This window comes from Streptomyces sp. GQFP, assembly GCF_021545335.1.
Lineage (GTDB): Bacteria > Actinomycetota > Actinomycetes > Streptomycetales > Streptomycetaceae > Streptomyces.
The window spans coordinates 4086831-4112379 of the sequence record NZ_CP089312.1 but is presented as its reverse complement, the minus strand read 5'-3'; the positions used below and the strand labels follow the sequence as shown (position 1 = coordinate 4112379).

Genomic DNA, 25549 nt, shown 5'->3' with positions numbered 1-25549 from the left:
GTAGTTTTTCGCCCCCGCCGCCCTTACCCGTTCCCATCCCTGGGGGCTGCGCCCCCAGACCCCCCTATCGCGCTGAACGCGCTCGTCCTCAAACGCCGGACGGGCTGATATGTCAGCCCCTCCGGCGTTTGAGGAGCGGGGGTTCGGGGGCGGAGCCCCCGAGGATGGGACGGGTAGGGGCGGCGGGGGCGGATCAGGTCCGACGTCGCGTCGGCAAAGGGGGGTGTGGGGCGGGCGTAGCGTGGTGGGTATGTCGAAGTACGGATCCTTTCCCGGTACGCGGCCCCGGCGGCTGCGTACCTCGCCCGTCATGCGCCGCATGGTCGCCGAGACCCGACTGCACCCCGCCGACTTCATCCTCCCCGCCTTCGTGCGGGAGGGTGTCAGTGAGCCTGTGCCGATCTCCGCCATGCCCGGTGTTGTGCAGCACACCCGGGACAGTCTGAAGAAGGCCGCCGCGGAGGCCGTTGCGGCCGGGGTCTCCGGGATCATGCTCTTCGGGGTGCCGGAGGAGGGGAAGAAGGACGCCCTCGGGACTCCCGGTACCGATCCGGACGGGATTCTCCAGGTCGCCATCCGGGATGTGCGTGCCGAGGTCGGCGATGAGTTGCTTGTGATGTCCGATCTGTGTCTCGACGAGACCACCGATCATGGGCACTGCGGGGTGCTCGATGCCGAGGGGCGTGTCGACAACGACGCCACCCTTGAGCGGTACGCCGAGATGGCCCAGGTGCAGGCCGATGCCGGTGCTCATGTGGTCGGGCCCAGCGGGATGATGGACGGGCAGATCGGGGTCGTCCGTGACGCCCTTGACCAGATCGGGCGCGAGGACGTCGCCATCCTCGCCTACACCGCCAAGTACTCCTCCGCCTTCTACGGGCCCTTCCGGGAAGCCGTCGGTTCCTCGCTGAAGGGGGACCGGAAGACGTATCAGCAGGACCCCGCCAATGTCAGGGAGTCGCTGCGGGAGCTGGCGCTCGACCTGGAGGAGGGGGCCGACTTGGTGATGGTCAAGCCGGCGGGTCCCTACCTCGACATCCTCGCCCGGGTCGCCGACGCCGTGGACGTGCCCGTCGCCGCCTATCAGATCTCCGGCGAGTACTCGATGATCGAGGCCGCCGCCGAGAAGGGCTGGGTCGACCGCGAGCGGGCCATCCTGGAGACCCTCACCGGCATCAAGCGGGCCGGCGCGCAGAACATCCTCACCTACTGGGCCACCGAGGCTGCTCGTATGTTGTGAGCCGTCGGGGGCTCGCCGGGTTCGCCGGGTTCGCCTTCGTGGTGCGCCGACGTTGTCGACGGGCCCTCGTCCCGTACGCCCTTGCCGTCCTCGCACGCCGTCAGGGTGGTGAGCGCGACGAGCGCGATCGCCGTGGCGGCGAACAGACGCGTACGGGAGGTGCGTACGGACATGGGGGTGCCCTTTCCGGAGGGAGGGGGGAGGGGGTGGTGGCCGGTGTTTGTTGCTCGGCCGGCATCAGCTTGTGCCGTGAGTCGTCCCGGCGCCATGTTTCTCGGGGAATCCGGGACGCCCGTCGACCCATCACCTCGGGGACCTGCGCAGACGCCGTCCCGTTCGGGGACGGTCCGGGACGGTCCGCGTTCGGTTTTCGATTCTCGAACATCAACTCCGGTCGGCGGCTAGGTTGTTGTTCGTTGAAGTTACTGCTCCCCAGAAGAGGCCTCATGAGCGGCGATGCTCTCAGTCAGGACCCCGCCGAGCTGAGAAGGAGGATCGACACCACCAAGGCCCATCCGGCTCGCGTGTACGACGTCTTCCTCGGCGGCAAGGACAACTACCCGGCCGACCGCGACGCGGCGGCCGCGGCGCTCGCCGCCAATCCGCGCGGGTACCTGGACGTGCGGCACAACCGCGACTTCATGCGCCGCGCGGTGACCACGCTGGCGGCGGACGACGGCATCCGGCAGTTCCTCGACATCGGTACCGGCCTGCCCACGCAGGACAACGTCCACCAGATCGCGCAGCGCATCTACCCGGACGCCCGGGTCGTGTACGTCGACAACGACCCGATCGTCCTCGCGCATGCGCGTGCCCTGCTCACCAGCGGGCCCGAAGGGCGTACGGACTACATCGACGCCGACTTCAACGACCCGGCCCAGATCCTCGAACAGGCCCGCAAGACCCTCGACTTCGATCAGCCGATCGCGCTCGTCCTCGCGGCGATCCTGCACTTCGTGGCGGAGCCGGAGGCGTACGACATCGTGCGCGAGCTGGTCGACGCGTTGCCGTCGGGGAGCCGGCTCGTGCTCAGTCACCTCACCGAGGATCTGAACCCCGAGAACATCCGCGCGGTGCAGCGGACGTACACCGAGCGTGGGTTCACCTTCGTGCTGCGGTCCCAGGCGGAGGTGGAGCGCTTCTTCGAGGAGAACGGGCTCGCCCTTGACGAGCCGGGTGTCGTTCCCGCCCATCGGTGGCGGCCCGACGGCAACGCGCCGGTTCCGGAGCAGGTCGAGGCCTCGTACTTCGACTCGCTCGACGACATTGAGAAGGTTCGTTATCGGGACATCAATGATGTTACGGACGCGGACATCAATGTTTACGGGGCCAGTGGGCGTAAGGGCTGATTCGGTCCGGGGGCGTGGTTTGTCGGGCGCGGGCCCGGTGGGGGCTGGTCGCGCAGTTCCCCGCGCCCCTTTCGGGGCGCTGTTCCTGGCCCGCGTTCAGAAGTTCTGCTAGTCCCACCAGAAGGACCAGGTCTGGGCGTTTAGGAGCTCCTGTTCGGCGTATGCGCTCAGGGTGTTGTGGGGGCCCTGGGTGATGTTGTCCGGGCAGAACGCGAAGTGTTCGGCGGCCACCGCCTCCGCCTCGGTGAGGGTGGTGGGCGGGGCCGCCACGGACAGTGTCAGCTGGTTGAAGGTGAGCGCTAGGACCCGTATGCCGAAGCGGTCCTCCCAGGAGCGCAGTACCGCGCAGAGGCGGGCCGTGTCGCTCTCGTAGTTCGCGGGGCCGGACCAGCCTATGGCGGCGGGGACGTCGGCCGAGCGGCGGGCCGGGACGAGGGCCAGGCGTGGTTCCTTGAAGGCGGAACCGGCGGCCAGGAGCGCGTCGGCGAGCTGGGCGGCCAGTTCGTCCGCGTCGGCCTGCCCGGCTTCGGTGGCGGGGGCCAGGCCGGGCCAGGCCTCGTCCTGTGCCGCGTACTCCTCCCAGAACTCGGTGAGGACCTCTTCGGCGTCGTAATCCCCGGGGTACGAGGTGTCGGCGGGCATCAACTCCCAGTCCTGCGGCCCGCCCTGGCCGCCGCCCACCTCTATGACCACAGGGACGAGGCCGGCCGCCCGGTACGCGTCGTGGTGTGCGGCCCAGTCGCCGGGGGCGGAGGGCGCGTCGGCGTGCCAGAGGAGGGGCTCGTGCCACGGGCCCTCGTCCGTCGTGTCGATCAGGCTTCCGGCGGGGAGCGCGAGGCCGAGCGTGCCGCCGGTCGGGTCGGCCGCGAGGTGGGGCAGCGGATTGGGAAGTGTCGCCATGTCGGTGACTGTAGGGCCTGCCACTGACAACGGGCCTGAGCAGGCCTGTTGGGTGGGCGGAGGGCAACGGTTCGAGATCATTCCGGTGTCGGCGCGGCCTCGATGTTGCGTCGGACTGGCGTCGGACAGGCGTCGGACAGGAGTAGAACTCGCGTAGAACCGGCAATGGAACGGCCATGGTTCGGTACACCGTCGATGATCTTGCGGTGGTCTGTCCTGGAATCGACGGTGGTGGATCGTCATCTGCCCTGTATGGAGGGTGGATTGCTACCCGTGAGCTGCAACGACCAACCGGATTGACGAGTTCCCGACAGTCTCCGTAGCTTCTCCCCCTGGCCTGATCCGCTCGGTAGGGCCCACAACGTTCCCTGGGGGGATCCCATGAACTACTTCCTCGATGTGCTCAAGAAGTACGCGGTGTTCAGCGGCCGTGCGCGGCGCAAGGAATACTGGATGTTCGTGCTGTTCAGCGTGATCATCAGCATCGCGCTGACGATCGTCGACTCCTTCATCGGCTTCCCGATCCTCAGCGCGGTGTTCAGCCTGGGCCTTCTGGTGCCCAGCCTGGCTGTCTGCGTGCGCCGACTGCACGACACGGGCCGCTCGGCCTGGTGGCTGCTGTTCGGGTTCGTCCCGCTCGTCGGCTCGATCACGCTGCTGGTCTTCACCTGCCTCGACGGTGAGGCGGGGGAGAACAAGTACGGCCACAGCCCGAAGGCCGTCCCCGCGTTCGCCTGATCGTTCGCACCGAGGGCATTGTCCCCATGCCTTCGTGCCCCTGCGCCCTGGCCGCCCGGGATTCCTCCGGGCGGTCTTCGCGCTTCCCGGGCACCCTTGGAAACCTTGTGCAGGCCGTGACCGTCGGGCCGTACGTCGTCGCGGTGCTCACCGGGTTCCGGGGCGCCGAGCCGGACGGCACGGGCCGCTATCGCTTCTCGGCTCGACTGGCCGGGTTCACCAGCGACCTGGTCACGCCCGTGCAGGTCGTACGCACGGACGTACCCGGTGCGGCCGAGGCGCGGCGCCTGCTGGGCAGGCGCCTCGACTCGGAATCCGGAGGGCCCGTCGCGTATGTGCGGAGCGGGGCCATTGGGGGGCGGTGATCAGCGGGCGGCGTAGCACGCGCTGCCCTCGTCGTTGCTGTGGCTGGACTTCCGCCAGGTGTACGCGACTTCGAGGCGCCGGCCATCCGGGCCATCCGGGCCATCCGGGCCGCCCGGTTTCGTTCGGGTGGCCTTCGCGTTTTTCTGAGATGTCCCGCTGAGTTCGCGGTATTTACCCGGGCACGGTTCACGCTGGGCGCTTCCGTCGGCTCTTGGAGGCACAGGGGTTGGCGATCGGCGCGGCCCACGGTGGGGAGGAGCGGCGCATGGATCCGGTCACGGGGTCGGTGCTGACGGCGCTTGTCGGCCTGGGAGTTCACGTCGTTGCCGTGGTCCGGCAGGAGGTGGGGCTACGGTGGCAGGCGCGACAGGAGAAGGAGCGTCGGCATCAACTCGCTCTACTGGCAAGGGTGTTGCCTCCTGGATGCCGGTTGGTCGAGGTGCGGGGGGACGGCAGCGAGGTGCAGTTGGTGATCGGGCGCGAGGGTGGCGACGGTGACGGTGACGCGGGCGGTCAGACAGGGAGGCCGGCGGCGTGACGACGGGGTTGGAGCCGCCGGCTGACGATGACGATCCGTTCCCTCTTGTTCCGGTGCCGGTGGGAGGTGGAGCTGCTCCGGAGGGGCCCGAACCGGTGCTGGTGGGTGCGCGGCCGGAGCAGTACGCGGAGGCGTTCAGCTGCTTCTACCGTGAGTTCGTCGCGAGGCTGGTCGCCTACATCGTGCACCAGGGGGCCTCGATGGACCTGGCCGCCGACATCGTGCAGGACACGATGATCAAGGCGTATCGGAAGTGGCCGGAGATCGAGTGCCACAAGGCGTGGGCCTACAAGGTCGCCTATCGGGAGTACCTGCGGCACGTCATGCGCGTGGTCGAGGCTCCCGTCGCCGAGATCTCCGAACCGACTCCGCTGCTGCCCTGTCCCGAGGAGGCCGAGGCCTGGGCTCAGGAGCAGGAGATCGTGCGGGTGGTGAGGGGGCTTCCGGGGCGGCAGCGGCAGGTCTTCGCGCTCTTTCTGGATGGCTGGACGCCTGCGGAGATCGCGGGCCTCTTGGGTATTGAAGGCCCGGCGGTGCGTTCGAGTCTGCGGAAGGCTCGGGTTGCTGTTGGTGCTGAGCTTCGGAGGGGCGAGGGCGATGAGAACGGGGAGATCGGGGAGGGGGAGGCATGAACGACGAAGCGGCTGATGAGCCGTTCGACGATCAGGACGATCAGTACGGCGACCTGCTCTCAGGGCTGGCACGCTTCCTCGACGCGGACAGTGGGTTGCGGGAGGCGCGGAGGCTCGCTGACCAGGGGGATCTGGTGCGTGGGCTGGATGTCGAGGGGGGGCTTGCGGCGGTTCTGGGGTCGGGGAGTGGGGGGACTTCGGGGGCTGGGGTTTCCTCCGGGGAAGACAATGGAGGGGGACGGACTGATGCGGCTGCGGCTGCGGCTGCGGCTGTCCGAGGTGTCGATGCGAGGACGTGGCTGGCTGCGCGCAAGGAGCCTGTTGTTGGCTGTGTTGTCAGCTGTGTTGTCAGCGAGCTTCTTGTGCGGACCGTGGACATTGCCCGGGAGATGCTCGATCCCCGGCGCCCCGACTGGGACTTCTACCCCGTTCGCCTTCGCGGCCGCGCCCTCGATCTTGTCAGTGACCTCGGCCTCGCCCGCGACCTCGCCCGCGCCCTCGCCCCCGCTCGCGCCCACGCCCTCGTTCTCGCCCACGCCCGCGCCCTCCTCTTCGCCGGCGACTTCGCCCTCGACCGCGCCCGCGACCTCGCCGGCGACCTCGCCCGCGCCCTCGCCCTCGACCACAGCCTCGTCGTTGACCACGCCCTCGCCCGCGACCTCGACCGCGACCACACCCGCGCCCTCGCCAGTGCCTGTACGGGCCTAGCGAGTTACAACCTCAACCTGAACTACGCAGAAGGCCTCGCCGCCGCCATCCTGGACGGTGCTCTGAACGACTTCACCGACGCCGATCTGACCGACGCCGACCTCACGAACGTCAACCTGTCAGGTATCCAGTGGTCGGAGAACACCCGGTGGCCGCCCGATACCGACATCGAGGCGATGCGGAGGAGGTCCCAGGAGACCTCGCCGAACTCAGGCGTCTATGTCGTCGAGCCGCATTCGGGAGGCACGGACCGTGACAGCAGCGACGTACGCTTGTAGCCGCCGCCAGTCACACCGAGCCCGCGAAGGCCTTCCAGGCACCCGAGTTGACCTGGAAGGTCGGCCCGTTCGGGTTCTTGGAGTCGCGGACGTGGATGGAGTGGGGGCAGGCGGCGACCTCCACGCACTGGCCGCCCTGGTCACTGCTGTAGCTGGACTTCCGCCAGGTGTACGCGACTTCGAGGCACGCGCCGCCCTCGTCGCTGCTGTAGCTCGACTTGAACCACTCAAGTGCGGTGCTCATACATCTCCTAGCAGGCGGTCGAGCAGGCCCCTGGACTCCCGTGGTGACAGGGCCTGTGACCGCAGCATTGCATATTTACGGGCCAGGATGGACACCTCATCCGGGTCGGAAACCCACTGGCTGCCGCGCTGGCTCTCGGTGTAGGCGACGTGCTGGTGGTCGGGTGTCTCCAGGAGCGTGAAGGGGCCGGCGAGACCGGCGTGCGAGAGTGAGTCCGTCGGCAGGAACTGCAGTGCCAGGCCCGGGAGTTCGGCGCATTCGCGCAGGCGGAGGAGCTGGTCGTGGCGGATCTCCGGGCCACCCACGCCGATGTGCAGTACCGGCTCCCAGACGACGAAGCTCATCGTCGGCGGACACTTGCGCTGGAGGATCTCCTGGCGCTTGATGCGGCCCGCTGTCATGGCCTGGAGGTTGTCCTCGTCGTACGCCGGTACGTGCTCGCTCATCACCGCGTACGCGTACGCCTCGGTCTGGAGCAGGCCCGGCAGGACCGCGTTGTCGTACCAGGACAGGGAGATGGCCTCGCGCTCGTGGTCCATGTACTCCTCCGCGAACAGCGGGAACTGGTCGATCTCCGGGAGCTCTTCGACTCCGGCCACCAACATCCCCTTCAGGTCGAGGAGTTGGTCGATCTGCTCCGCCAGGTCGTACATCAGAGCGCGGCGGCCCTGTTCGATCGAGGCGATCGTCTCCTCGTCGAGCAGGAGTGCCTCGGCCAGGGTGCGTTGCGTGTAGCCCGCCGCCTTCCGGGCCGCCTGCAACTGCTTGCCCAGCATCCTCATCGCCGAGTAGTTCTTCTTCCGCGAGTTCCGCGAGCGGTTTCCGTTTCCGTGACTCATGTACCCCAACTCCCCACGCCTGCCCGGCCCCGACCCTGGATGAACCCGTACAAAAAATCTGTACGGGTTCACGGGGTGATCCACGGTAGTCACTCTGCGCAACTCTCGTCCCGTGAATGAGACGACCCAACCCTGTCCGCTGCGCAAGAGGTTCTTCCGGCGCGAACGTCGTTCCGTGCCCGCCGCCAGGAAGTTGGCGTACGAGTTCCTGGCCGACTGGGGGCTCGCCGGTACCGAGCGGGGCGACGACGTGTTGCTGTGCGTGAGTGAGCTGGCAACTAACGCGCGTGCGCCATGAGGCGCTCTGTTGTATCCCCGGTTGAGCCGGGAGGAACTGAAGGGAGGTTCTTGGGCCTGATGACTTACCTGGACTCGAAAGGGGAAGGGGACCGCAGCATGTCAGGAAACCAGCGATCGTGTTCAAGTGTGGAAGCGATGCGCTGGGGGGCCCGCGCGATATGGCGAAAGCTGGATTGCCTGAACCCCAATCTCCAAAGGATGAAATGTGTCGCATCCGCCGGAAACCTGCACTTGCCACCGGCGCCGCATCCTGCGGTGGAGTAAATGCGTATCCACCGCACCCTTCGGATAGCGGAATGATTCCCAATGAGGGAATTCAAGGAGATGAGTGGGGCGCCTAAGTCGCGCTAGACACGTACAACAGAGACGAACATGGGATCACCTAAAGGATGCGAATCCCAAGGTGACGGAGGCCCCGTAGTAGTCGCAGGAGTAACGACCTGCCAAGGAGGACGGGAAAGCCGTCTACAGGGCGAAGGGGGCCAGGTGATTCGGACATCACGATGCTGGGAGGTATGCGTAATGCAGAGCGCCGAAGCGGTACTTGATGTCCTGCGTGAACGCGGCAGGCGCGGCCTGCCGTGCGATGAGCTGTATCGACAGCTGTTCAACCCGAACCTGTATCTGCTGGCCTACGGGCGCGTCTACGCCAACCATGGCGCGATGACCCCCGGGGCCTGCGGGGAAACCGCAGACGGCATGTCCGAAGCCAAGATCGGGCACATCACCGAAGCCATGCGCCACGAGCGCTACCGCTTCCGTCCGGTACGGCGCGTCCACATTCCAAAATCCAACGGAAAGACGCGCCCCCTCGGCCTGCCGTCCTGGTCGGACAAACTTGTCGGCGAAGTAATGCGTCTCCTGCTGGAGGCATATTATGAGCCGCGGTTCTCCGGCCGCTCCCACGGTTTCCGTCCCGGCCGGGGCTGCCACACGGCACTGTCCGAGGTGGCACACAAATGGACCGGGACAACCTGGTTCATCGAGGGAGACATCTCCGACTGCTTCGGCTCGCTCGACCATGAGGTCCTGCTGGCCATCCTGTCGGAGAAAATCCGCGACAACCGGTTCCTCCGCCTCATCCAACAGATGCTCAAGGCGGGATACCTGGAGGACTGGAAATGGCACGCCACCCTGTCGGGTTCCCCGCAGGGAGGTGTCCTCTCTCCACTCCTGTCCAACATCTATATGGACCGGCTGGACACCTTCGTCGAAACAGTTCTCATCCCGGAATACACCCGAGGGACCACCCGGAGGAAGAATCCGGAGTACCAGAAGCTGGAAAACGCGATCTGGAACACCCGGCAGCGGCTCGCCAAGAGAAAGGAGCACACCGAGTCCGCTCAAGTCCGCCAGTGGCGCAAGGAGTTGCGCCGTCATCCGGTCGGTGATCCGCATGATCCCGGCTACCGGCGGCTGCGCTACATCCGCTACGCGGACGATCACCTCCTCGGGTTCACCGGTCCCAAGGCCGAAGCCGAGACGGTCAAACAGCGCCTGGCCGCGTTCCTGCGTGACGATCTCAAGCTGGAGCTCAACCAGGGCAAGACGCTGGTCACCCACGGCCGCACCCAGGCGGCCCGCTTCCTCGGCTACGACATCACCGTTCAGCACGCCGACGCCAAGGTCTCCCGGGGCGGCCGTGTCAATCGCGGCATGCGCTCCATCAACGGGAAGGTGTCGCTCCGCGTGCCCAAGGACGTGATCAAGGCCAAATGCGCCCCGTTCCTCAAGCGCGGCAAACCCGCGCACCTGGACCCGCTGACTGGATGCACACCCTTCGACATCGTCAGTCTCTACGGAGCCCAGTACCGGGGCATCGTCCAGTACTACCTGCTGGCCGGCGACGTCTGGAAACTCGACCGGCTCAAGGGGGTCATGCTGACCTCCCTGCTCAAGACCCTGGCCGCCAAGCACCGGTCAAGGGTGACCTCGATGGCCAACCGCTACAAGACGACTATCAAGACACCCCAAGGACCGCGCAGGTTGAGGGGCCTCGCGTTTTCCGGACAGGTGTCTGACCGTCTGTTTCACGCGGTAATTCGCAACTTCTCGTATTCGGCGTGGACTTCGCGCGGAGGGCGGTAACCCACTGCCGAGTGGAGGCGTTTGCGATTGTACCAGAATTCGATGTAGCGAGTGATGTCCTGCCGGGCGGCCTCGCGGGTCAGGTAAGTCACCCTTGATGCACGCTCGTTCTTCAGGGCGCCGAAGAATGATTCGGCCATGGCATTGTCGAAACAGATCCCGGTGCGGCCGGAAGATCTGCGGAGTCCGTACCGGTCGAGCGTCTTCCCGAACTCGGCTGACATGTAGTTGCTTCCGCGGTCGGAGTGAAATATCGCGCCGGCCGAGAGGTTCCTGTTGCGTGCCGCGTTGTGGATCGCCCTGGATATCAGTGGGGTTTGGTAGTGGTCGTCCATTGCGTAACCGATGACTTCCTTCGTGCAGCAGTCGATGACCGTTGCGAGGTACAGCCAGCCTTCCCCGGTCGAGATGTAGGTGATGTCGCCGACGAGTTTTTCGCCGGGCGCATCCGCGGTGAAGTTGCGCCCGACGAGGTCCGGCACCTGGCCGGCCGCGGCCTTGGTGAGGCTGAACCTCTTCGGCTGCGGCTGGCAGGGCTCAAGGCCCAGCTCGCGCATGAGCCGGCGGACGAGCTCCAGTCCCGCGGTGACGCCCCAGCGGTGCAGCTGGGCCTGGATGCGCCGGTGTCCGTAGGTGCCGTCGGACATGTCGAAGGCTTTCTCGACGAGCAGTTTCAATTCTTCGCGCCGCTGGGTCGTCGCGGATTCCGGGCGGGATCGCCAGTCGTAGTAGCCGGATCTAGATACGCCGAGTCGGCCGCACATGAACTCGACGCTGTATGCGTACTCCTCGGTGTCGAGCCGCATCTCGTCGATGAACTCGTACTTGCTTGCTACCGGGGATCCTTCGCGAAGTACGCTGCGGCTTTTTTCAGGAAGGTAACTTCCATCTCCAGCTCGCGGTTGCGTCGTTCGAGTTCCTTCAGGCGCGCCCGCTCGGTTACCGTCAGTTCGGCGTCGGGAGCCGGTTCCTGCTGCTTCTGGTGCTTCTTGACCCAGCCGCGTAGTGTCTCCGGGTTCAGCTCAAGCTCCCGGGCGACTTCGGAGATCGTCTTGCTTGACCTCAACGCGATCTGGACGGCTTCCTCGCGGAACTCCGGCGAGTACTTACTGGGTGGCGCCACTTCTTCCTCGTTTCCTGTTCAGGACAACCCTATTGGGTCCCCGTCCGGAAACTTCGTGGCCCCTCAGGTGCTTCGAGGCCAGAATCGAACGAGAAGGCAGGAAACCACTGGTCGCACGGTTCGGTGGAATTCCCCTCACCCGGAAACGGACGGCCGTCCTCGACGACCTTCCGTCCACTATGTTCACCCCGCGCAGCCGCCCGCGCGGCAGCCAACTCATCGATCGGCTCCAACGCGGACGGTGTGAACTCTGCGAGAGGCGAACTGAGGTGCAAGTACACCAAGTTCGTTCCCTCGCGGAGCTACACGGCCAGAGAGAACAGCCAGCCTGGACGCTACTGATGCTCAAGAAGCGGCGCAGAACGCTCGTGGTCTGCCCGCCTTGTCACGGAAGCATCCATGCATGACCCGGGTGACGAACACGCAGTAGTCACTGGAGAGCCCGCTGCACCGAAAGGGTGCACGGCGGGTTCGGGCCGGAGGCCACTGGAAAAGGACCCGCACAGCGGAAACCTCGCCAGTGGCCTACCGGTACTGCTGCACGGCGTACCGCCCGGACGGCAGTTCATGCTGTTCCTGCGGTACGACGGGCGGGAGTTGAGGGTCGCCGTGCACGACAGTGGGCCGGGGGTGCCCCTTGTTGCCGAGCGCGCCGACGAGGGTGCCCACGAGGGCGGGCGCGGGTTGCTGCTCGTCGCCGCGCTCAGTGACAAGTGGGGGGTCGGGGAGCGGGAGCTGGGAAAGGTGGTGTGGTGCGAGTGGGACCTGCCGATCGACGAGGTGGTCGGGGCCGTGGTCAGTCCGTCACCGTCACGATCACGATGACCGCCGCCACGATCGTGTCGAGGACCAGGCAGAACTCGGCGAGCGAGCGTGTCACCACCTTGTCTATGCGGTAGTGGTACGCGTCCCACGCGGCGTGGGCCAGCAGGCCGCCCGCCACGAAGTACGCGCCCACCGTCTCCGTCACGCCCAGGGCGATGGCCGCGGCCGCTCCGAACGCCGCCATGGCGATCAGGTGGTACGGCCAGCCGCCGTACGGGGGTGGGGTGTCGGGGCTGCGGCGGCCTTGCAGCAGGCCGTGCGCCAGGAACGGGACGGCCAGCGCCAGGATCACCCAGGTCGGGTCCACGTCGCCGCCGCCCAGTAACTCGGTGGCGAAGATGACGACGACCGAGCCGAAGAACAGCGGCCATACGGTGGACGGTTTCCGGAGGGCCGCCGCGCCGAAGTAGACGAGCGCGGAGGCGGCGAGGGCGGGGGCCGCGTCGATGCCCTCGGACATGTCGAGCCCGATCAGGGCGGCTGCCGCGATGCCGGCCAGGATCGGCCAGTGGTCGGCGATGCGTGGGGTCGTGGACGGCTCGGACGGTGGGGATTCGGGGCGGTGCTCCGGGAGTTTCGTCATGGCTTCAACGTACGTACCCCTGGGGGGTATGTATAGGGATTTAGACCGTGCTCGAAATGTCGGGCTCTAAGGCACGCGGCCGTCGACGCACTCCCGCTCGCCGTTCGTCGCGGGTTCGAAGCAGACGCGGACGGTCGTACCGGGGCGGGTCGCTGTCATCGCGGTGTAGACGTAGTTCTTCGCGTCGATGTCGTCCTTGATCTCGGCACGGTAGGTGGCGCCGTCGGCGGTCACCTCGACGCGGTCGCCGACGCTCGTGTGCCATGTCCGGGCCCAACTGGCCCCGCACGCCTTGTCGTAGCGCACCGACACCCAGGCTCCGGTTGCCGTGCGGTGCTCCAGGAGCGTGTCGGGGGGACTGCCGCAGTTCATGTTCCACGGGTCCTGGCCCTCGCAGGCGGCTCCTTGGCAGCGGGCGCCGGGAAGGGGTGCGGCAGGAGACGAGGGGGAGGGGGGCGGCTGCGGTTCGTCGTCGTTCGGTCCTGGTAGTAGCAGGACGGCCAGCGCCACGATTCCGGCCGTCGCGGCACACGCCGACACCAGCGCTGCCTTGATCGCCGTACGCCGGTTACCGGTACGGGTGTCCTCCACCGGAGGTGGCGAGGGCGGGGGTGGTGTCGCCGGGCTTGGGGCGTCCGTCGGGCGCCAGGTCCACTCCGACTCCGCGATCTCCCACAGTGCCAGGCACCGGCTCTCCGGTTCACGGGCCAGGGCGCACAGTTCCTGGACCGCCTGGCGTGGGGGGAGTGCCTTGCCGTTGAGGTAGCGGTCCCAGGACGACTTGCTGTACGTCGTCTGTTCCGCCAGGCCCGCCAGGCTCAGGCCCGTGCGGTCCTTCAACTCCCGCAGTGTGGCGGCCAGTCGGGTGCGTTCCGGTGAGGGGGATGGTGGTGGCGATGGCATCGGGCCCGGTGTCGTCCCGCTCATTTCGCCGTGGCCCCCGTGTCGCGCCGCAGGGCCCCCCAGGTGTGTGGGCCGATGATGCCGTCGACAACCAACTCGTCCCGTTTCTGGATGCGTTCGACCGCCCGCTGCGTCAACGGGCCGAAGATGCCGTCTATTTCGCCGGCCGGTATGCCCGCCCGGCGCAACAGGCACTGTGCCTCGGCGACTTCGGGCCCTGCCTGGCCGGCGGCCAGGATCGTGTCCTGGGTGCGGCTGTTGCCCGAGTACCAGCGGCCGTCGATCCGCTGTATCCGGCAGGTGTACGTGATCGGCGACGCCGACGCCGACACCGACGCTGACGCCGACGCCGACGACGACGTGGTGGGCGATGTTCGGGGGGACGCCGTCGCGCCGCCGTCGCCGTCCCGGAGTTGTACGACCGCGATGACCGACGCGGAGGCGATCAGTACCAGGGCCACCGCTCCCGCCACGAGCGTGGTGCGACGCGGACCGTCTTGCGGCCGGGGCTCCTGTTCCAGGGTCTCCCGTGCTTCTTGTGCTTCTTGTGCTTCTTGCGTCTCTTGTGGTTCGGGCGTCTCTTGTGCGGGAGCCCCTGCGAGTCTGCTGCTCCACGCCTCCGTCGCCACCTCGTGCAGCGCGAGCAGCCTGGTCGCGTCGTCGCCGCAGGTCCTGGCCATCGCCTCGACGGCTTCCCCGGGCGGCAGCGACCTGCCGTTGAGGTACCGGTCCCACGACTTCGCGCTGTACCCGGTTTTCGCGGCCAACTGCCGCATGCTCAGCCCGCTGCGGTCCTTCAGCCGGCGTAATCGCATCACCAACTGGTGGACGCGGGGATCCAGTTCGGCCGGCAGCTCTTTCCAGCGCGGCATGTTCCCCCTACTTGCGTATCACGTACTCAGGAACTCAGGAACTCAGGAACTCAGGTGCTCAGGTGCTCGCGTTCTGGGCGCGGTCGGTGGTCGTGGTCGTGGGCTCCCGCGCCCCTTCGCATTCTGCAACAGGGTCGACGGCCCCCACCGGAACACGGTTCCCGCACGGGTAGGGAATCGGCCACCCGCCCGTCCCGGCCGTCCCGCCGGACCGTCCCGGCGTACGGCGTCCCAGCAGGTCAGCGGGCGGGGCGTCCCATGAAGACGTCACTTTCGCGGCAACTGTGGCAGCCGCTTCCGTTCACTGAGCATTCTCGTGTTGCCAGACCGGCGGCATGACCGAGCCGCCGCACTACCCCAAGGGGGAACAATGCGTCCGAACATGTTGACGAGGACCGCCATCAGCATCACCGCCGTAGTCGGGCTCGCGGCCGGCACGGTGGCGGCGGCGGGTACCAGCTTCGCGGCGTCCCAGTCGGCCGCCACCACCGCGGTGAGCGCCCAGGACGTCTCCATCCTCGCGGTGAACAACCTCGGCCTGGACACGGCCCGGGCCAAGAACTGGCAGTGCTGGCTGCGCGACACCGGTTACAACCCCGGCACGATCGACGGGCGGCTCGGCACCGACAGCTGGAAGGCGGCGCAGCGGAAGTTCAACGACCTGGGCTACAACGCCGGCACCGTCGACGGAGCGGTCGGCCCCAACACGATCAGGGCGCTGCAGCGCTACCTGAACACCTACAACTACAACCTTGCCGTCGACGGGGACGCCGGACCGGCGACCAGGGCCGCGTTCTGGGACTTCAACTCCATCGGCTGCTGAGCAGGCCTGACAGACCACCCCGGTAAAAGCCGCGGCCCGTCCTCCCTCGGGGGAGAGGACGGGCCGCGGGCAACTCTTGAGGCGTTTCAGGCGCGCAGGCGTTCAGAGCCGCTCGGGCGTCCTGATGCCCAGCAGGGCCATGCCCTGGTGGAGCGTCTTCGCCGTCACGTCGCAGAGGAACAGGCGGTTCTCCACCTGCTGTGCTGTCTCCGCCTTCAGTACCGGGCACTTGTCGTAGAACGTCGTGTACAGCGACGCCAGCTGGTACAGGTACGCCGCCAGCTTGTGCGGCGCGTACTCCGTCGCCGAGTCCGCCACCGTCTCCGCGAACCCGTCCACATGCAGGGCCAACGCCCGCTCCGCGTCGGCCAGTTCGAGTTCCGGATGCGGCTTCGGGCGTACCTCGCCGGCCTTGCGCAGGATCGACTGGATACGGGCGTACGCGTACTGCAGGTACACGCTCGTGTCGCCGTTCAGCGAGACCATCTGGTCCAGGTCGAACTTGTAGTCCCGGTTCGCCGACGTCGACAGGTCCGCGTACTTCACCGCGCCGATGCCCACCTGGGCGCCGCGCTCGGCGACCTCGTCGTCGGAGAGCTGGGACTGCGTGTCCTTCTCCCGTACGACCGTCGTCGCGCGGTCCACCGCCTCGTCCAGGAGGTCGACGAGCTTGACGGTCTCGCCCTCACGCGTCTTGAACGGCTTGCCGTCCTTGCCGAGGACCGTGCCGAACGCCAGCTGGTACGCCTTGACGTCCTCGTCGTTCAGCCAGCCCGCCCTGCGCGCCGTCTCGAAGACCATCTTGAAGTGCAGGGACTGACGGGCGTCGACCACGTAGATCAGGTTGTTCGCCTTCAGGTTGAAGACGCGGTCCCGGATCGCCGAGAGGTCCGTCGCCGCGTAGCCGTAGCCGCCGTCGGTCTTACGGACGATCAGCGGGACCGGGTTGCCCTCCGGGCCCTTGATGTCGTCGAAGAACACGCACAGCGCGCCCTCCGAGCGGACCGCCACCCCGGACTCCTCCAGGAGGCGGCATGTCTCGTCCAGCATGTCGTTGTAGCCTGACTCGCCGACGATGTCCGCGTCCTGGATGACCATGTCCAGCTTCTCGAAGACCGAGAAGAAGTAGATCTTCGACTCGTCGACGAACCGCTGCCAGGTGGCGAGCGTCGCGGGGTCGCCGGCCTGGAGGTCCACCACCCGGAGACGCGCCCTCGTCTTGAACTCCTCGTCGGAGTCGAAGAGTTTGCGGGCCGCCTTGTAGAGGCGGTCGAGGTTCGACATCGCCTCCTCGCCGGTCGCCTCGGTGTCCGTGATGGTTGTTTTGTGGTCCAGCTCGTGCGGGTGCTCGTCCAAGTACTGGATGAGCATGCCGAACTGCGTTCCCCAGTCGCCGATGTGGTGCCTGCGGATCACGTTCTCGCCCGTGAACTCCAGGAGTTGGGCCACCGCGTCGCCGATCACCGCCGAGCGGAGGTGGCCTACGTGCATCTCCTTCGCCACGTTCGGCTGGGCGTAGTCGATGACCGTCGTGCCGGGGTGGGTGGCGGTCGGTACGCCCAGGCGGGCGTCCGGGTCCGCTGCCCTGGCCGCGAGGTTCTCGATGATCGCGCTGTCGGTGAGGGTGATGTTCAGGAAGCCGGGGCCGGAGACCTCGATGTCCTTGATCACGTCGCCGGACACGACGTTGGCGACGACCTGGGTCGCCAGGTCGCGGGGGTTGGCCTTGGCCTTCTTGGCGAGGGCGAGGATGCCGTTCGCCTGGAAGTCCGCACGGTCGCTGCGTCGCAGCAGCGGGTCTGCGGGGGCCTCCGGCAGGGTTGCCGTGAGGGCGTCCGCGAGGCGCTGGTGGACGGTGGCGGTGAGGGACTTGACCGGGGCCATGGGAGTGGGTGCCGTTCTCCTGGTGGGTACAGGTTGATGGGGTCAGTATCCCATGGGGGGTAAAGGGGTTTTCTTGCGTGCGGGTGTGTGGGTGGGTGTGTGGTCTGTTTGTTCTCGCCCCCGCCGCCCCTACCCGTCCCATCCCTGGGGGCTGCGCCCCCAGACCCCCGCTTATCGGCCTGAACGGCCTCGTCCTCAAACGCCGGACGGGCTGGGGGGCGGGCCCTCCGTCCTCAGACGCCGGGCGGGCTGGGGGGTTGCCCTCCGTCCTCAGACGCCGGGCGGGCTGGGGGGTGGCCCTCCGTCCTCAGACGTCGGACGGGCTGGAGGGGGTCCCGGAAAGGCGTTTTCGTGGTTCTGGGGGGACCTGGGAGAATGGGGCTGTCAGTCGTTGACCGTACCGGCTGATCTTGAGGAACTCTTAGAAAAAGAGGACGTGCCGATCGTGGCTCAGAGCACCGAGACCACCGACTGGGTCTCCCGTTTCGCGGATGAGGTCATCGAGGAGTCGGAGCGTCGAGCCCCTGGCAAACCTGTCGTCGTCGCGTCGGGGCTCTCGCCCTCCGGGCCCATTCACCTGGGGAATCTCCGCGAGGTCATGACCCCGCATCTTGTCGCCGACGAGATCCGGCGGCGGGGGCGCGAAGTCCGGCATCTCATCTCCTGGGACGACTACGACCGCTATCGCAAGGTGCCCAATGGGGTGGAGGGGGTCGACGGCTCGTGGGCCGAGCACATCGGGCGGCCGCTGACCGCGGTACCGGCGCCGAAGGGGTCCGCCCATCCCAACTGGGCCGAGCACTTCAAGGCCGCCATGGTCGACGCCCTCGCTCAGCTCGGTGTCGAGTTCGACGGGATCAGTCAGACCAGCCAATACACCTCTGGTGTCTATCGGGCGCAGATCCTGCATGCCATGAAGCATCGGGGGGATATTGACGCGATTCTCGATCAGTATCGGACCAAGAAGGCCCCTGCCAAGAAGCCTCAGCAGTCTCAGAAGGCTCTTGACGCCGCTGAGGTCGACGCCGCCGAAGGGTCCGGGGCCGCCGCTGAGGACGACGGGAGTTCCGGGTCCGCCGGGTACTTCCCGTACAAGCCCTTCTGCGGTGGGTGCGGCAAGGACCTCACCACCGTCACCGCCTATGACGACGACACCACCGAGCTGACCTACACCTGCACCGCCTGCGGATTCTCCGAGACCGTCCTGCTGAGCGAGTTCAATCGCGGCAAGTTGGTGTGGAAGGTCGACTGGCCCATGCGGTGGGCTTATGAGGGGGTTGTCTTCGAGCCTTCTGGGGTTGATCACTCCTCTCCCGGTTCCTCGTTCCAGGTCGGTGGGCAGATCGTCGGGCAGGTGTTTGGTGGCAAGCAGCCCATCGGGCCCATGTACGCCTTCGTGGGCATCAGCGGCATGGCCAAGATGTCCAGCAGCAAGGGTGGCGTGCCCACGCCCGGTGACGCGCTGAAGATCATGGAGCCGCAGATCCTGCGCTGGCTCTACGCCCGGCGGCGGCCCAACCAGTCGTTCAAGATCGCCTTCGACCAGGAGATCCAGCGGCTGTACGACGAGTGGGACAAGCTCGACGCCAAGGTCGCCGACGGCACCGCGCTGCCGGCCGACGTCGCCGCGCACGCGCGTGCGGTACGTACCGCCGAGGGCGAACTACCGCGTACGGAACGGCCGTTGCCGTACCGGACGCTGGCCTCCGTCGCCGACATCACCGCCGGTGCCGAGGACCAGACGCTGCGGATCCTGAGCGAGCTCGATCCTTCCGATCCGCTTGCTTCGCTGGATGTCGTTCGGCCCCGGCTTGATAAGGCCGAGGCCTGGATCAATACTCAGGTTCCCGCTGATCAGCGGACCATCGTGCGTAGCGAGCCCGACACCGAGTTGATCAAGTCCCTCGACGAGCAGGGGCGGCAGTCGCTGCGGCTTCTCGTGGACGGGCTTGCCAGTAACTGGTCCCTTGACGGGCTTACGCATCTTGTCTACGGCGTGCCCAAGGTTCAGGCCGGGTTCTCGGCCGACGCCACGGCCAAGGAACTTCCCGCCGAGATCAAGGTCGCCCAGCGGACCTTCTTCGCCCTGCTCTACCACCTGCTCGTCGGGCGGGACACCGGGCCCCGGCTGCCCACCCTGCTCCTCGCTGTGGGGCAGGAGCGGGTGCGGGTTCTCCTCGGGGAGTAGGGCGGTCGTACCTGTTGTGCGTGAGGGGCGCCCGGCTTGTGCCGGGCGCCCCTTTCCGTCGTACTCGCACCGCTGGGTATTACGCGATGTGGTCTTCCTGGAGTTCCGCCGTGTGGCGGTTGGTGAAACGGTTGACCATGCGGTCGGCTTCGCGCTGCGGGAGCTTGGTGCCGTACGTCGCTTCCACATCGCCCCTGAACTGGCCCGAGGTCGGGTAGCTGCCGTCTATCGACTTCTTGAAGACCAGGTAGAAGTCCTCCTCCGTCGGCTCCGGGGGACCACCGCCCGCACCCATCTCACGGGTACGGCCCGGGCCGGCCGGGATCGGGAAGGTACCGGTGTCCTCCGGGGACGGCTCCGGGGCCTCCTCCTGGGCGGAGGCCGGCGGCTCCTCGAACTGCTGCGGGAACGTCTGCTGCTCGAACCGCAGCCGCTCCTCGTACTGCTGCCGCTGCGCCTCGAACTGCCGCTGGGCCTCGTACTGCTCGGCCTGCTGCTGCTCCTCCATCCACTGGATGTAGGCGGGGTCGTTGGCCGGGTCGTAGGTCGGGTCGTAGCCGCCCTGATACGCGATGGCCCGGGGGTCCCGCATCTGGAGCCATGGATTCTGGGGCTCGGCGTAGTCGCCCAGTTCCTGGGGGAGTTCGCCGCCTTCGGGGGCGGGGCGCTGCTGCTGCTGCGCCTGCTCCTGGGCGGGCGCCGCGTTGTTCTGTACGGCGGGAGGCGCGACCGCCTTCGTGGCTGCGGGCTCCAGTTCCGGCTGCGGGGCCGGGGCCGGTGGCAGCAGGGCCGGTTCGATGCCCGCCGCCGCCAGGCCCGAGGGGGCCGTCTCCGCGAGGGGGACGCCGTAGCGGGCCAGGCGCAGGGGCATCAGGGACTCCACCGGGGCCTTGCGGCGCCAGGCCCGGCCGAAGCGGGCGTGCAGGCGGGCCTGGTAGACGAGACGTTCCTGCTCCAGCTTGATGACCTGGTCGTAGGAGCGCAGCTCCCACAGCTTCATCCGGCGCCAGAGGAGGAAGGTGGGGAGGGGGGAGAGGAGCCAGCGGGTGAGGCGGACGCCCTCCATGTGCTTGTCGGCCGTGATGTCGGCCATACGGCCGATCGCGTGCCGGGCCGCCTCCACCGCGACCACGAACAGCACCGGGATGACGGCGTGCATGCCGACGCCCAGCGGGTCGGGCCAGGCCGCCGCGCCGTTGAACGCGATCGTCGCCATCGTCAGCAGCCATGCCGTCTGCCGGAGCAGCGGGAACGGGATGCGGATCCAGGTGAGGAGAAGGTCGAGGGCGAGCAGGACGCAGATGCCCGCGTCGATGCCGATCGGGAAGACGTAGCTGAAGTTCCCGAAGCCCTTCTGGAGGGCCAGTTCACGGACGGCCGCGTACGACCCCGCGAAGCCGATCGCGGCGATGATCACGGCGCCGAACACGACCACTCCGATGAGCACCCGGTGCGTTCGTGTCAGTTGGATTGGCGCGGACACCCGTACTCCCCTCCCTGTGCGTGCTGTTGCGCGCAACAGGGTGGCACATGTGTGCGGCGTACGTATTGCCGAGACAAAGTCAGTTCTTCTTCGTTGCCGAAGAGGAAGGTGACGTGGAAGTGGACTTCGAGGCGGACTTCGAGGCGGACGCGCTCGGCTTCGCCGACGAACTCGCCGACGAACTCGCCGAGGAGGAAGGGGAGTTGGAGGGGGCGGAAGTGCCCGCGTCCCCGTCGCCGTTCGTCGACGACACCTTCGCCACGGCTTCCTTGACCGCCTTCACCGCGGCCTTCGACAGGCTCTCCGCGCTCGGCGTCTTCTCGCCGGCGAGCCCGGCGCCGTTGTAGTCGAGGGTCACGACGACGTTCTCGATCCGGACGACCACCGTCTGCTGCCGGAAGGCGCCTTCCTTCTTCTTCAGGTCGTAGCGCACCGACGTCGCGTCGTCGCCCACCCCGGTCACCGGCTCCGAGGCGACGTTCTTCGCCCCCGACACCGACTGGGCGTCGTCCACCTGGGTCTCGTAGTACGCCTGCGCCAACTCGTCGCCGGAACCGCGCGTCACGTTCGACTCGAAGCGCAGCAGGGACACGTTCAGCCAGCGGAACTGGGAGCCCTTCACCCCGTTGTTGGTGAGGCTCGTCCAGGAGCAACTACCGCGCGTCGACGTGTCGTTGGAGGAACCCTCCTTGCCCGACTTCACACCCTTCGGGACAAGTTCCTTCAGCGTCTTCGTCGTCAGCGCCGTACACGGCTCCGGAATCTTCTGGTACGCGGCCGCCTGCACGGTCGGAGACGCGCTCACCGTCTCGCCCGCACCGGTGGCGTCCGTGTCCTTCGCCGCGTTGTCGGCGGAGCCGGCCGACCCGGAGTCGGATCCCGAGTCGGAGGAGCAGCCTGCAGCCACGAGGAGGAGGACGGGGACTGTGGCGAGGGCGGCGAGGGCGCGGTGCAGCCGCTTCGGCGTCACGGGGGCGGTCCGGCTGAGCTGGTCGTCTCGCTGTTCTCGCTGGTCTCGCTGTGCGGGTCGGTGCATGGTTCCTTCACTCATCGCGCTGTGGTTCCTGCGGCTCTCGGTTCCTGCGGTCGGATCGGGTCCGAGGGGCCACGGTACGCGGTGAGGGGCGCGCGGTGCCTGGCTTCACTCCCTTTGCGGAGGGCCGCCGGGAGGATGCTCGGGGCGTCTCTCAGTCGAACGCGCCGGCGAGCTGGGAGGCCAGTTTCCGCGCCCTGTCCTGCATTTCCTTGCTGTCCGGCACGGTGCCGAGAGTCGCCGGCTGCTCGACGTACTCGATGGTCACGATGACGTTGGACGTGCGGAACGCCACAGTCACCGTGCGCTGCTGGGCCGTTGAACCGGCGCTGCTCAGCTCGTCGTCGAGGAACGCCTCGTCGCCGAGGCCGTCGAGGAGGCGGGGCTGGAGGGCGGCGGCGGATTCGGCGTCGGCGCTGGCGTCCGGGGAGGCGGAGGTCGAGGTGGAAGCGGAGGCCGTGCCGGTGGGGGTGGAGGTGGAGGTGGCGGAGGAGGAAGGGGAGGCGGAGGCGGAGTCGGACGGAGACGCGGACTCAGTGGCGCTGGCCGAGGCGATGGGCTCCGGCAGATCGGCGGCCACGACCTTGGTCGCGAAGAGGTCCGTCGCCTGGCTGTCGTCGCTCACGGAGTTGTCGTACGACACGACCCGCTCGAAATCGACGAGGAGATGGTCGGTGGCGTCCGTGGACTCCACCTTCCAGCGGCAGCCGACCTTGCGGTCCGTGTTGTAGGTGAGGGTCGACTCGCCCTCGTACGCCTGCTCCTGCTGCTCCTCGTCCGTGAGCTGCGTGATGCCGGGCAGCAGCGAGTCGAGGGTGTCGTGACTGACCGCGCTACAGGGCTCGGGGAGCGTGTCGTACCGGCCGGGCTGGGCCGCGGCGGTCGTGGTGCCGGTGTCGCCGGGCTTGGCGTCCTCGGCGGTGTCGTCGCTGCCCGAGCCGCCGGTGCAGCCGGCCAGCAGCGCCGCGAGGAGCACGGCGACACCGGGTACGTACGCCTTGCGCTGCACGGTCGGTTCCTCTCGACGATGTGAACTATGAGCTATGTGAACGATGCGGACGATCTTTGTGGGGCGGTGCCGGTACCAGTGTCCCCGCTGGTTAATCGCTTGCCGCACAGGGGCGTCCCCGGCAGACAATGTGTATCGCACGCACCACCGTGAACGCCGGTCCGGCATCCCTTTTCGCTGACCTTGGCGCCGGTTTTGCGATTTGAGACTTCTGTTGGTTTTTCTGGGGGATGAGGGCGTTATGTCGTACGTAGAAGTGCCGGGTGCGAAGGTTCCCATCCGTATGTGGACCGACCCGGCGTCGGTCGAGGACGTCGCGATGCAGCAGCTGCGGAACGTGGCGACCCTGCCGTGGATCAAGGGCCTGGCGGTCATGCCGGACGTCCACTTCGGCAAGGGGGCGACGGTGGGGTCGGTCATCGCGATGCAGGGGGCTGTGTGTCCTGCGGCGGTGGGGGTCGATATCGGGTGCGGGATGTCCGCCGTCAAGACGTCGCTGACGGCGAACGATCTGCCGGGGGATCTGTCTCGGCTGCGGTCGAAGGTGGAGCAGGCTATTCCGGTGGGGCGGGGGATGCATGACAGTCCTGTTGATCCGGGGCGGCTGCATGGGTTCGCTACTGGGGGGTGGGACGACTTCTGGGGGCGGTTTGACGGGGTTGCTGAAGCGGTCAAATTCCGCCAGGAGCGTGCAAATAAGCAGATGGGGACGCTCGGAAGTGGAAATCATATGATTGAAATCTGTCTTGATCAGGCAGATTCGGTCTGGCTCATGCTGCACTCCGGATCCCGGAACATCGGCAAGGAGCTGGCCGAGCACCACATCGGCGTTGCCCAGAAGCTCCCGCACAATCAGGGCCTGGTCGACCGTGACCTCGCGGTGTTTGTCTCGGACACTCCGCAGATGGCCGCGTACAGGAACGATCTGTACTGGGCGCAGGAGTACGCCAAGTACAACCGCGCGATCATGATGGGGCTCCTGAAGGACGTCATCCGCAAGGAGTTCAAGAAGGCGAAGCCGGCCTTCGAGCAGGAGATCTCCTGTCACCATAACTACATGGCGGAGGAGAGGTACGAGGGCATGGACCTGCTGGTAACCCGTAAGGGCGCGATCCGCGCGGGCTCCGGTGAGTTCGGGATCATTCCGGGCTCGATGGGCACCAGCTCGTACATCGTGAAGGGGCTCGGGAACGAGAAGGCCTTCAACTCGGCTTCGCACGGCGCGGGTCGGCGTATGAGCCGGAACGCGGCGAAGCGGCGCTTCACGGTGCGGGACCTGGAGGAGCAGACGCGAGGGGTGGAGTGCCGTAAGGACTCCGGCGTGCTCGATGAGATTCCGGGTGCCTACAAGAACATCGACCAGGTGATGGAGCAGCAGAGCGATCTGGTTGAGGTCGTGGCGAAGCTGAAGCAGTTCATCTGTGTGAAGGGTTGACGTACGAGGCCCCCGGTCGGGTACCGGGGGCCTCGCTCAGCTGGTCATCGGTCGATCGGCAGGGGGACTTTGCCGGTCCGCAGGCGCCAGAGGCGGATGTAGCAGCTCTTCTCGGTTCGGCCGAGTTCCTTGGCTGCCGAGGCATCGTTGTTCAGTTGGAGCAGCATGCGGTCTTCCTGTGCCGTCCAGCGACGGCGGTCGGGTGCGACCCTCATGTCCGCCGGTCGGATCCATGCGCTCAGGGAGTCGGCGGCGGTCTGCTTGCGCTGGAGGGACAGGCAGTCCTTGTAGTAAAGGTCGGCTGCCAGCTCCTGGGCGTTCTCCTTCGTGTAGAGGATGTTGTAGATGCCGTCGCGGGCGTTGCGTTTGAGGGTTCGCTCGGCTCCTGTGATCTTTCCTGCGTAGAAGCAGAGGTAGGCGGCGATGGCCGTGCTGGCTGTTGTCAGCGAGACGAACGGAAAGCCCTGGCTCGTGTTGCCCACGGAACCGTCGGCGTCGATGACGCCACGGAGATAGTCGCGTCGCGAGAACTCGACGTGAGGCGGGGCGATTGTCTTCGATTTGCGGCCGTACGGCAGGCCGAGCTCATTGAGCCTGGTCCTGGCTTCGAGGGAACACAGGCTCCAGGTGGCCGAGCGGTGGGTCTCGGCGAAGTTAGTCGACCGAGTGCGCTCGGTGACGCTGCTGTAGTACGGCGTGAGCTTCTGGAACTTGCGCAGAAGGTCGATGTCTCGGGCGTTGATTTCGACGCTCAACCGGCCCTTCTTTCCGGGCCCTTGCTTTAGATGTCCGTCCGCCTGGATGAAGCCGAACATGTACGCGTACTCCGGGACCGCGAGGTCCATGAACCGGTGAGCGCTAGGCTCGCAGTCAGCCACAGGGAAGCTCCACTTCCGTGTTGGTCAGGCCCTTGGCCGGGATCGCACTCCCGGCCGGGGGCCGTCGTGTTGAGGTTGTGGCGTGAGCCTAGGTCGGGAGTTCTTCTGCCGTTCGGGTGATCGAGGATCACCACCCCTGTGGGCTAATTTGCATATAAGTCAATGTGACCTCGGCCACGGATGCATACCGTCAGGTTCCTGTCCGGGAATTGTCAGGAAGCCGCGATTCGATGGCGCCGCACGTCCTTGTCCCCCCACCACGAGGAGCGCCGGCGTCGTGACGACCCCCA

General features: G+C 67.1%; 25 protein-coding genes and 2 pseudogenes. 14 read left to right on the top strand and 13 right to left on the bottom strand.

The genetic code is table 11. From position 1 onward, the window contains the following. The first annotated feature begins 250 nt into the window (after positions 1 to 250). Positions 251 to 1240 (top strand): porphobilinogen synthase, encoded by a 990-nt coding sequence (gene hemB, locus LUX31_RS18230; protein WP_235475839.1) that lies wholly within the window; start codon positions 251 to 253, stop codon positions 1238 to 1240. On the opposite strand, the gene LUX31_RS18225 is transcribed toward hemB, so the two are convergent. Next, positions 1207 to 1413, bottom strand: a complete 207-nt coding sequence (locus LUX31_RS18225; protein WP_235475838.1) for a hypothetical protein — start codon at positions 1411 to 1413, stop codon at positions 1207 to 1209. The two genes, hemB and LUX31_RS18225, sit on opposite strands and share 34 nt — an antisense overlap. 273 nt (positions 1414 to 1686) lie before the next feature. Here LUX31_RS18225 and LUX31_RS18220 point away from each other — a divergent pair, with 273 nt between their 5' ends. Next, positions 1687 to 2589, top strand: coding sequence for an SAM-dependent methyltransferase (locus LUX31_RS18220; RefSeq protein ID WP_235475837.1), 903 nt, complete (start codon positions 1687 to 1689; stop codon positions 2587 to 2589). Positions 2590 to 2697: 108 nt separating this feature from the next. Here LUX31_RS18220 and LUX31_RS18215 read toward each other — a convergent pair whose 3' ends face one another. Then, a complete protein-coding gene (locus tag LUX31_RS18215) occupies positions 2698 to 3489 on the bottom strand; it encodes a DUF4253 domain-containing protein (protein ID WP_235475836.1) in 792 nt (263 codons plus the stop codon). A 381-nt stretch (positions 3490 to 3870) separates the two neighbouring features. Between LUX31_RS18215 and LUX31_RS18210 the strand changes: the two genes are divergently transcribed. The 5 genes from LUX31_RS18210 to LUX31_RS18190 all read left to right on the top strand — a co-directional run bounded on the left by LUX31_RS18210 (position 3871) and on the right by LUX31_RS18190 (position 6749). After that, positions 3871 to 4227, top strand: a complete 357-nt coding sequence (locus tag LUX31_RS18210; protein ID WP_235475835.1) for a DUF805 domain-containing protein — start codon at positions 3871 to 3873, stop codon at positions 4225 to 4227. 116 nt (positions 4228 to 4343) lie between these two features. Continuing rightward, positions 4344 to 4592 carry a hypothetical protein gene (locus LUX31_RS18205; RefSeq protein ID WP_235475834.1) on the top strand — a complete coding sequence of 83 codons (249 nt, stop codon included), beginning with the start codon at positions 4344 to 4346 and terminating at the stop codon, positions 4590 to 4592. Between the two features lie 266 nt (positions 4593 to 4858). After that, entirely contained in the window at positions 4859 to 5131 is a 273-nt protein-coding gene (locus LUX31_RS18200; protein WP_235475833.1) for a hypothetical protein, read from the top strand. Between the two features lie 95 nt (positions 5132 to 5226). Further along, positions 5227 to 5763 (top strand): RNA polymerase sigma factor, encoded by a 537-nt coding sequence (locus tag LUX31_RS18195; protein WP_235475832.1) that lies wholly within the window; start codon positions 5227 to 5229, stop codon positions 5761 to 5763. A gap of 371 nt (positions 5764 to 6134) precedes the next feature. Beyond that, the gene (locus LUX31_RS18190) at positions 6135 to 6749 is read left to right on the top strand and encodes a pentapeptide repeat-containing protein (RefSeq protein ID WP_235475831.1); all 615 of its coding nucleotides are present in this window, start codon (positions 6135 to 6137) and stop codon (positions 6747 to 6749) included. A gap of 10 nt (positions 6750 to 6759) precedes the next feature. On the opposite strand, the gene LUX31_RS18185 is transcribed toward LUX31_RS18190, so the two are convergent. Beyond that, complete coding sequence (locus tag LUX31_RS18185; protein WP_235475830.1) at positions 6760 to 6993, bottom strand: DUF397 domain-containing protein; 234 nt, start codon at positions 6991 to 6993, stop codon at positions 6760 to 6762. Further along, on the bottom strand, positions 6990 to 7832 hold the full coding sequence (locus LUX31_RS18180) for a helix-turn-helix domain-containing protein (RefSeq protein ID WP_235475829.1): 843 nt from the start codon (positions 7830 to 7832) through the stop codon (positions 6990 to 6992). The genes LUX31_RS18185 and LUX31_RS18180 overlap by 4 nt, the downstream gene beginning before the upstream one ends. Before the next feature lie 112 nt (positions 7833 to 7944). Between LUX31_RS18180 and LUX31_RS18175 the strand changes: the two are divergent. Together LUX31_RS18175 and LUX31_RS18170 are read left to right on the top strand one after the other, a co-directional pair. Next, a pseudogene (locus LUX31_RS18175) lies at positions 7945 to 8118 on the top strand (ATP-binding protein); the annotation flags it as partial. Positions 8119 to 8654: 536 nt separating this feature from the next. Next, positions 8655 to 10115: pseudogene (locus tag LUX31_RS18170) on the top strand (reverse transcriptase domain-containing protein); the annotation flags it as partial. Positions 10116 to 10162: 47 nt separating this feature from the next. Here LUX31_RS18170 and LUX31_RS18165 read toward each other — a convergent pair. Continuing rightward, positions 10163 to 11343 (bottom strand): IS3 family transposase gene (locus tag LUX31_RS18165; RefSeq protein WP_235474007.1). Its coding sequence is split into 2 segments (ribosomal slippage): positions 10163 to 11079 and positions 11079 to 11343, totalling 1182 coding nucleotides; the frame shifts between segments, so codons are not numbered across the junction. Positions 11344 to 11522: 179 nt separating this feature from the next. On the opposite strand from LUX31_RS18165, the gene LUX31_RS37885 reads away from it, so the two are divergent. Then, positions 11523 to 11750 (top strand): HNH endonuclease, encoded by a 228-nt coding sequence (locus tag LUX31_RS37885; protein WP_443045976.1) that lies wholly within the window; start codon positions 11523 to 11525, stop codon positions 11748 to 11750. Beyond that, positions 11743 to 12168, top strand: coding sequence for an ATP-binding protein (locus LUX31_RS18160; RefSeq protein ID WP_235475827.1), 426 nt, complete (start codon positions 11743 to 11745; stop codon positions 12166 to 12168). The genes LUX31_RS37885 and LUX31_RS18160 overlap by 8 nt, the downstream gene beginning before the upstream one ends. Here the strand turns inward: LUX31_RS18160 and LUX31_RS18155 are convergent. The 3 genes from LUX31_RS18155 to LUX31_RS18145 all read right to left on the bottom strand — a co-directional run bounded on the left by LUX31_RS18155 (position 12140) and on the right by LUX31_RS18145 (position 14526). After that, the gene (locus tag LUX31_RS18155; protein ID WP_235475826.1) at positions 12140 to 12751 is read right to left on the bottom strand and encodes a hypothetical protein; all 612 of its coding nucleotides are present in this window, start codon (positions 12749 to 12751) and stop codon (positions 12140 to 12142) included. The two genes, LUX31_RS18160 and LUX31_RS18155, sit on opposite strands and share 29 nt — an antisense overlap. A 66-nt stretch (positions 12752 to 12817) precedes the next feature. Continuing rightward, positions 12818 to 13654, bottom strand: a complete 837-nt coding sequence (locus LUX31_RS18150) for a helix-turn-helix domain-containing protein (RefSeq protein ID WP_235475825.1) — start codon at positions 13652 to 13654, stop codon at positions 12818 to 12820. 20 nt (positions 13655 to 13674) lie between these two features. Continuing rightward, entirely contained in the window at positions 13675 to 14526 is an 852-nt protein-coding gene (locus tag LUX31_RS18145) for a peptidoglycan-binding protein (RefSeq protein ID WP_235475824.1), read from the bottom strand. Between the two features lie 382 nt (positions 14527 to 14908). Between LUX31_RS18145 and LUX31_RS18140 the strand changes: the two genes are divergently transcribed. Then, on the top strand, positions 14909 to 15349 hold the full coding sequence (locus tag LUX31_RS18140) for a peptidoglycan-binding domain-containing protein (protein ID WP_235475823.1): 441 nt from the start codon (positions 14909 to 14911) through the stop codon (positions 15347 to 15349). 102 nt (positions 15350 to 15451) lie between these two features. On the opposite strand, the gene argS is transcribed toward LUX31_RS18140, so the two are convergent. After that, the gene (argS, locus tag LUX31_RS18135; RefSeq protein ID WP_235475822.1) at positions 15452 to 17233 is read right to left on the bottom strand and encodes an arginine--tRNA ligase; all 1782 of its coding nucleotides are present in this window, start codon (positions 17231 to 17233) and stop codon (positions 15452 to 15454) included. Positions 17234 to 17669: 436 nt separating this feature from the next. On the opposite strand from argS, the gene lysS reads away from it, so the two are divergent. After that, positions 17670 to 19421 carry a lysine--tRNA ligase gene (gene lysS / locus LUX31_RS18130; RefSeq protein WP_235479968.1) on the top strand — a complete coding sequence of 584 codons (1752 nt, stop codon included), beginning with the start codon at positions 17670 to 17672 and terminating at the stop codon, positions 19419 to 19421. Between the two features lie 79 nt (positions 19422 to 19500). Here the strand turns inward: lysS and LUX31_RS18125 are convergent, their stop codons facing one another. From LUX31_RS18125 to LUX31_RS18115, 3 genes are all read right to left on the bottom strand, one after another. After that, complete coding sequence (locus LUX31_RS18125) at positions 19501 to 20904, bottom strand: DUF2637 domain-containing protein (RefSeq protein WP_235475821.1); 1404 nt, start codon at positions 20902 to 20904, stop codon at positions 19501 to 19503. A gap of 79 nt (positions 20905 to 20983) precedes the next feature. Further along, a complete protein-coding gene (locus LUX31_RS18120) occupies positions 20984 to 21955 on the bottom strand; it encodes a DUF3558 family protein (protein WP_235475820.1) in 972 nt (323 codons plus the stop codon). A 136-nt stretch (positions 21956 to 22091) separates the two neighbouring features. After that, a complete protein-coding gene (locus tag LUX31_RS18115) occupies positions 22092 to 22946 on the bottom strand; it encodes a DUF3558 domain-containing protein (RefSeq protein ID WP_235475819.1) in 855 nt (284 codons plus the stop codon). A gap of 241 nt (positions 22947 to 23187) precedes the next feature. Here LUX31_RS18115 and LUX31_RS18110 point away from each other — a divergent pair, with 241 nt between their 5' ends. Then, positions 23188 to 24381: an RtcB family protein gene (locus tag LUX31_RS18110; RefSeq protein WP_235475818.1), complete on the top strand. Its 1194-nt coding sequence runs from the start codon at positions 23188 to 23190 to the stop codon at positions 24379 to 24381. 44 nt (positions 24382 to 24425) lie between these two features. Here the strand turns inward: LUX31_RS18110 and LUX31_RS18105 are convergent, their stop codons facing one another. Beyond that, entirely contained in the window at positions 24426 to 25259 is an 834-nt protein-coding gene (locus LUX31_RS18105; protein ID WP_235475817.1) for an LAGLIDADG family homing endonuclease, read from the bottom strand. Positions 25260 to 25549: the final 290 nt, after the last annotated feature.

What these genes read in the sequence shown, in the direction of transcription:
- LUX31_RS18220 (WP_235475837.1), top strand. Translation starts at nt 1,687, where the DNA reads ATGAGCGGCGATGCTCTCAGTCAGGACCCCGCCGAGCTGAGAAGGAGG.
- LUX31_RS18140 (WP_235475823.1), top strand. Translation starts at nt 14,909, where the DNA reads ATGTTGACGAGGACCGCCATCAGCATCACCGCCGTAGTCGGGCTCGCG.
- hemB (WP_235475839.1), top strand. Translation starts at nt 251, where the DNA reads ATGTCGAAGTACGGATCCTTTCCCGGTACGCGGCCCCGGCGGCTGCGT.
- LUX31_RS18180 (WP_235475829.1), bottom strand. Translation starts at nt 7,832, where the DNA reads ATGAGTCACGGAAACGGAAACCGCTCGCGGAACTCGCGGAAGAAGAAC.
- LUX31_RS18160 (WP_235475827.1), top strand. Translation starts at nt 11,743, where the DNA reads ATGCATGACCCGGGTGACGAACACGCAGTAGTCACTGGAGAGCCCGCT.
- argS (WP_235475822.1), bottom strand. Translation starts at nt 17,233, where the DNA reads ATGGCCCCGGTCAAGTCCCTCACCGCCACCGTCCACCAGCGCCTCGCG.
- LUX31_RS18145 (WP_235475824.1), bottom strand. Translation starts at nt 14,526, where the DNA reads ATGCCGCGCTGGAAAGAGCTGCCGGCCGAACTGGATCCCCGCGTCCAC.
- LUX31_RS18155 (WP_235475826.1), bottom strand. Translation starts at nt 12,751, where the DNA reads ATGACGAAACTCCCGGAGCACCGCCCCGAATCCCCACCGTCCGAGCCG.
- LUX31_RS18210 (WP_235475835.1), top strand. Translation starts at nt 3,871, where the DNA reads ATGAACTACTTCCTCGATGTGCTCAAGAAGTACGCGGTGTTCAGCGGC.
- LUX31_RS18200 (WP_235475833.1), top strand. Translation starts at nt 4,859, where the DNA reads ATGGATCCGGTCACGGGGTCGGTGCTGACGGCGCTTGTCGGCCTGGGA.
- LUX31_RS18150 (WP_235475825.1), bottom strand. Translation starts at nt 13,654, where the DNA reads ATGCCATCGCCACCACCATCCCCCTCACCGGAACGCACCCGACTGGCC.
- LUX31_RS18110 (WP_235475818.1), top strand. Translation starts at nt 23,188, where the DNA reads ATGTCGTACGTAGAAGTGCCGGGTGCGAAGGTTCCCATCCGTATGTGG.
- LUX31_RS37885 (WP_443045976.1), top strand. Translation starts at nt 11,523, where the DNA reads ATGTTCACCCCGCGCAGCCGCCCGCGCGGCAGCCAACTCATCGATCGG.
- LUX31_RS18120 (WP_235475820.1), bottom strand. Translation starts at nt 21,955, where the DNA reads ATGAGTGAAGGAACCATGCACCGACCCGCACAGCGAGACCAGCGAGAA.
- LUX31_RS18215 (WP_235475836.1), bottom strand. Translation starts at nt 3,489, where the DNA reads ATGGCGACACTTCCCAATCCGCTGCCCCACCTCGCGGCCGACCCGACC.
- LUX31_RS18185 (WP_235475830.1), bottom strand. Translation starts at nt 6,993, where the DNA reads ATGAGCACCGCACTTGAGTGGTTCAAGTCGAGCTACAGCAGCGACGAG.
- LUX31_RS18225 (WP_235475838.1), bottom strand. Translation starts at nt 1,413, where the DNA reads ATGTCCGTACGCACCTCCCGTACGCGTCTGTTCGCCGCCACGGCGATC.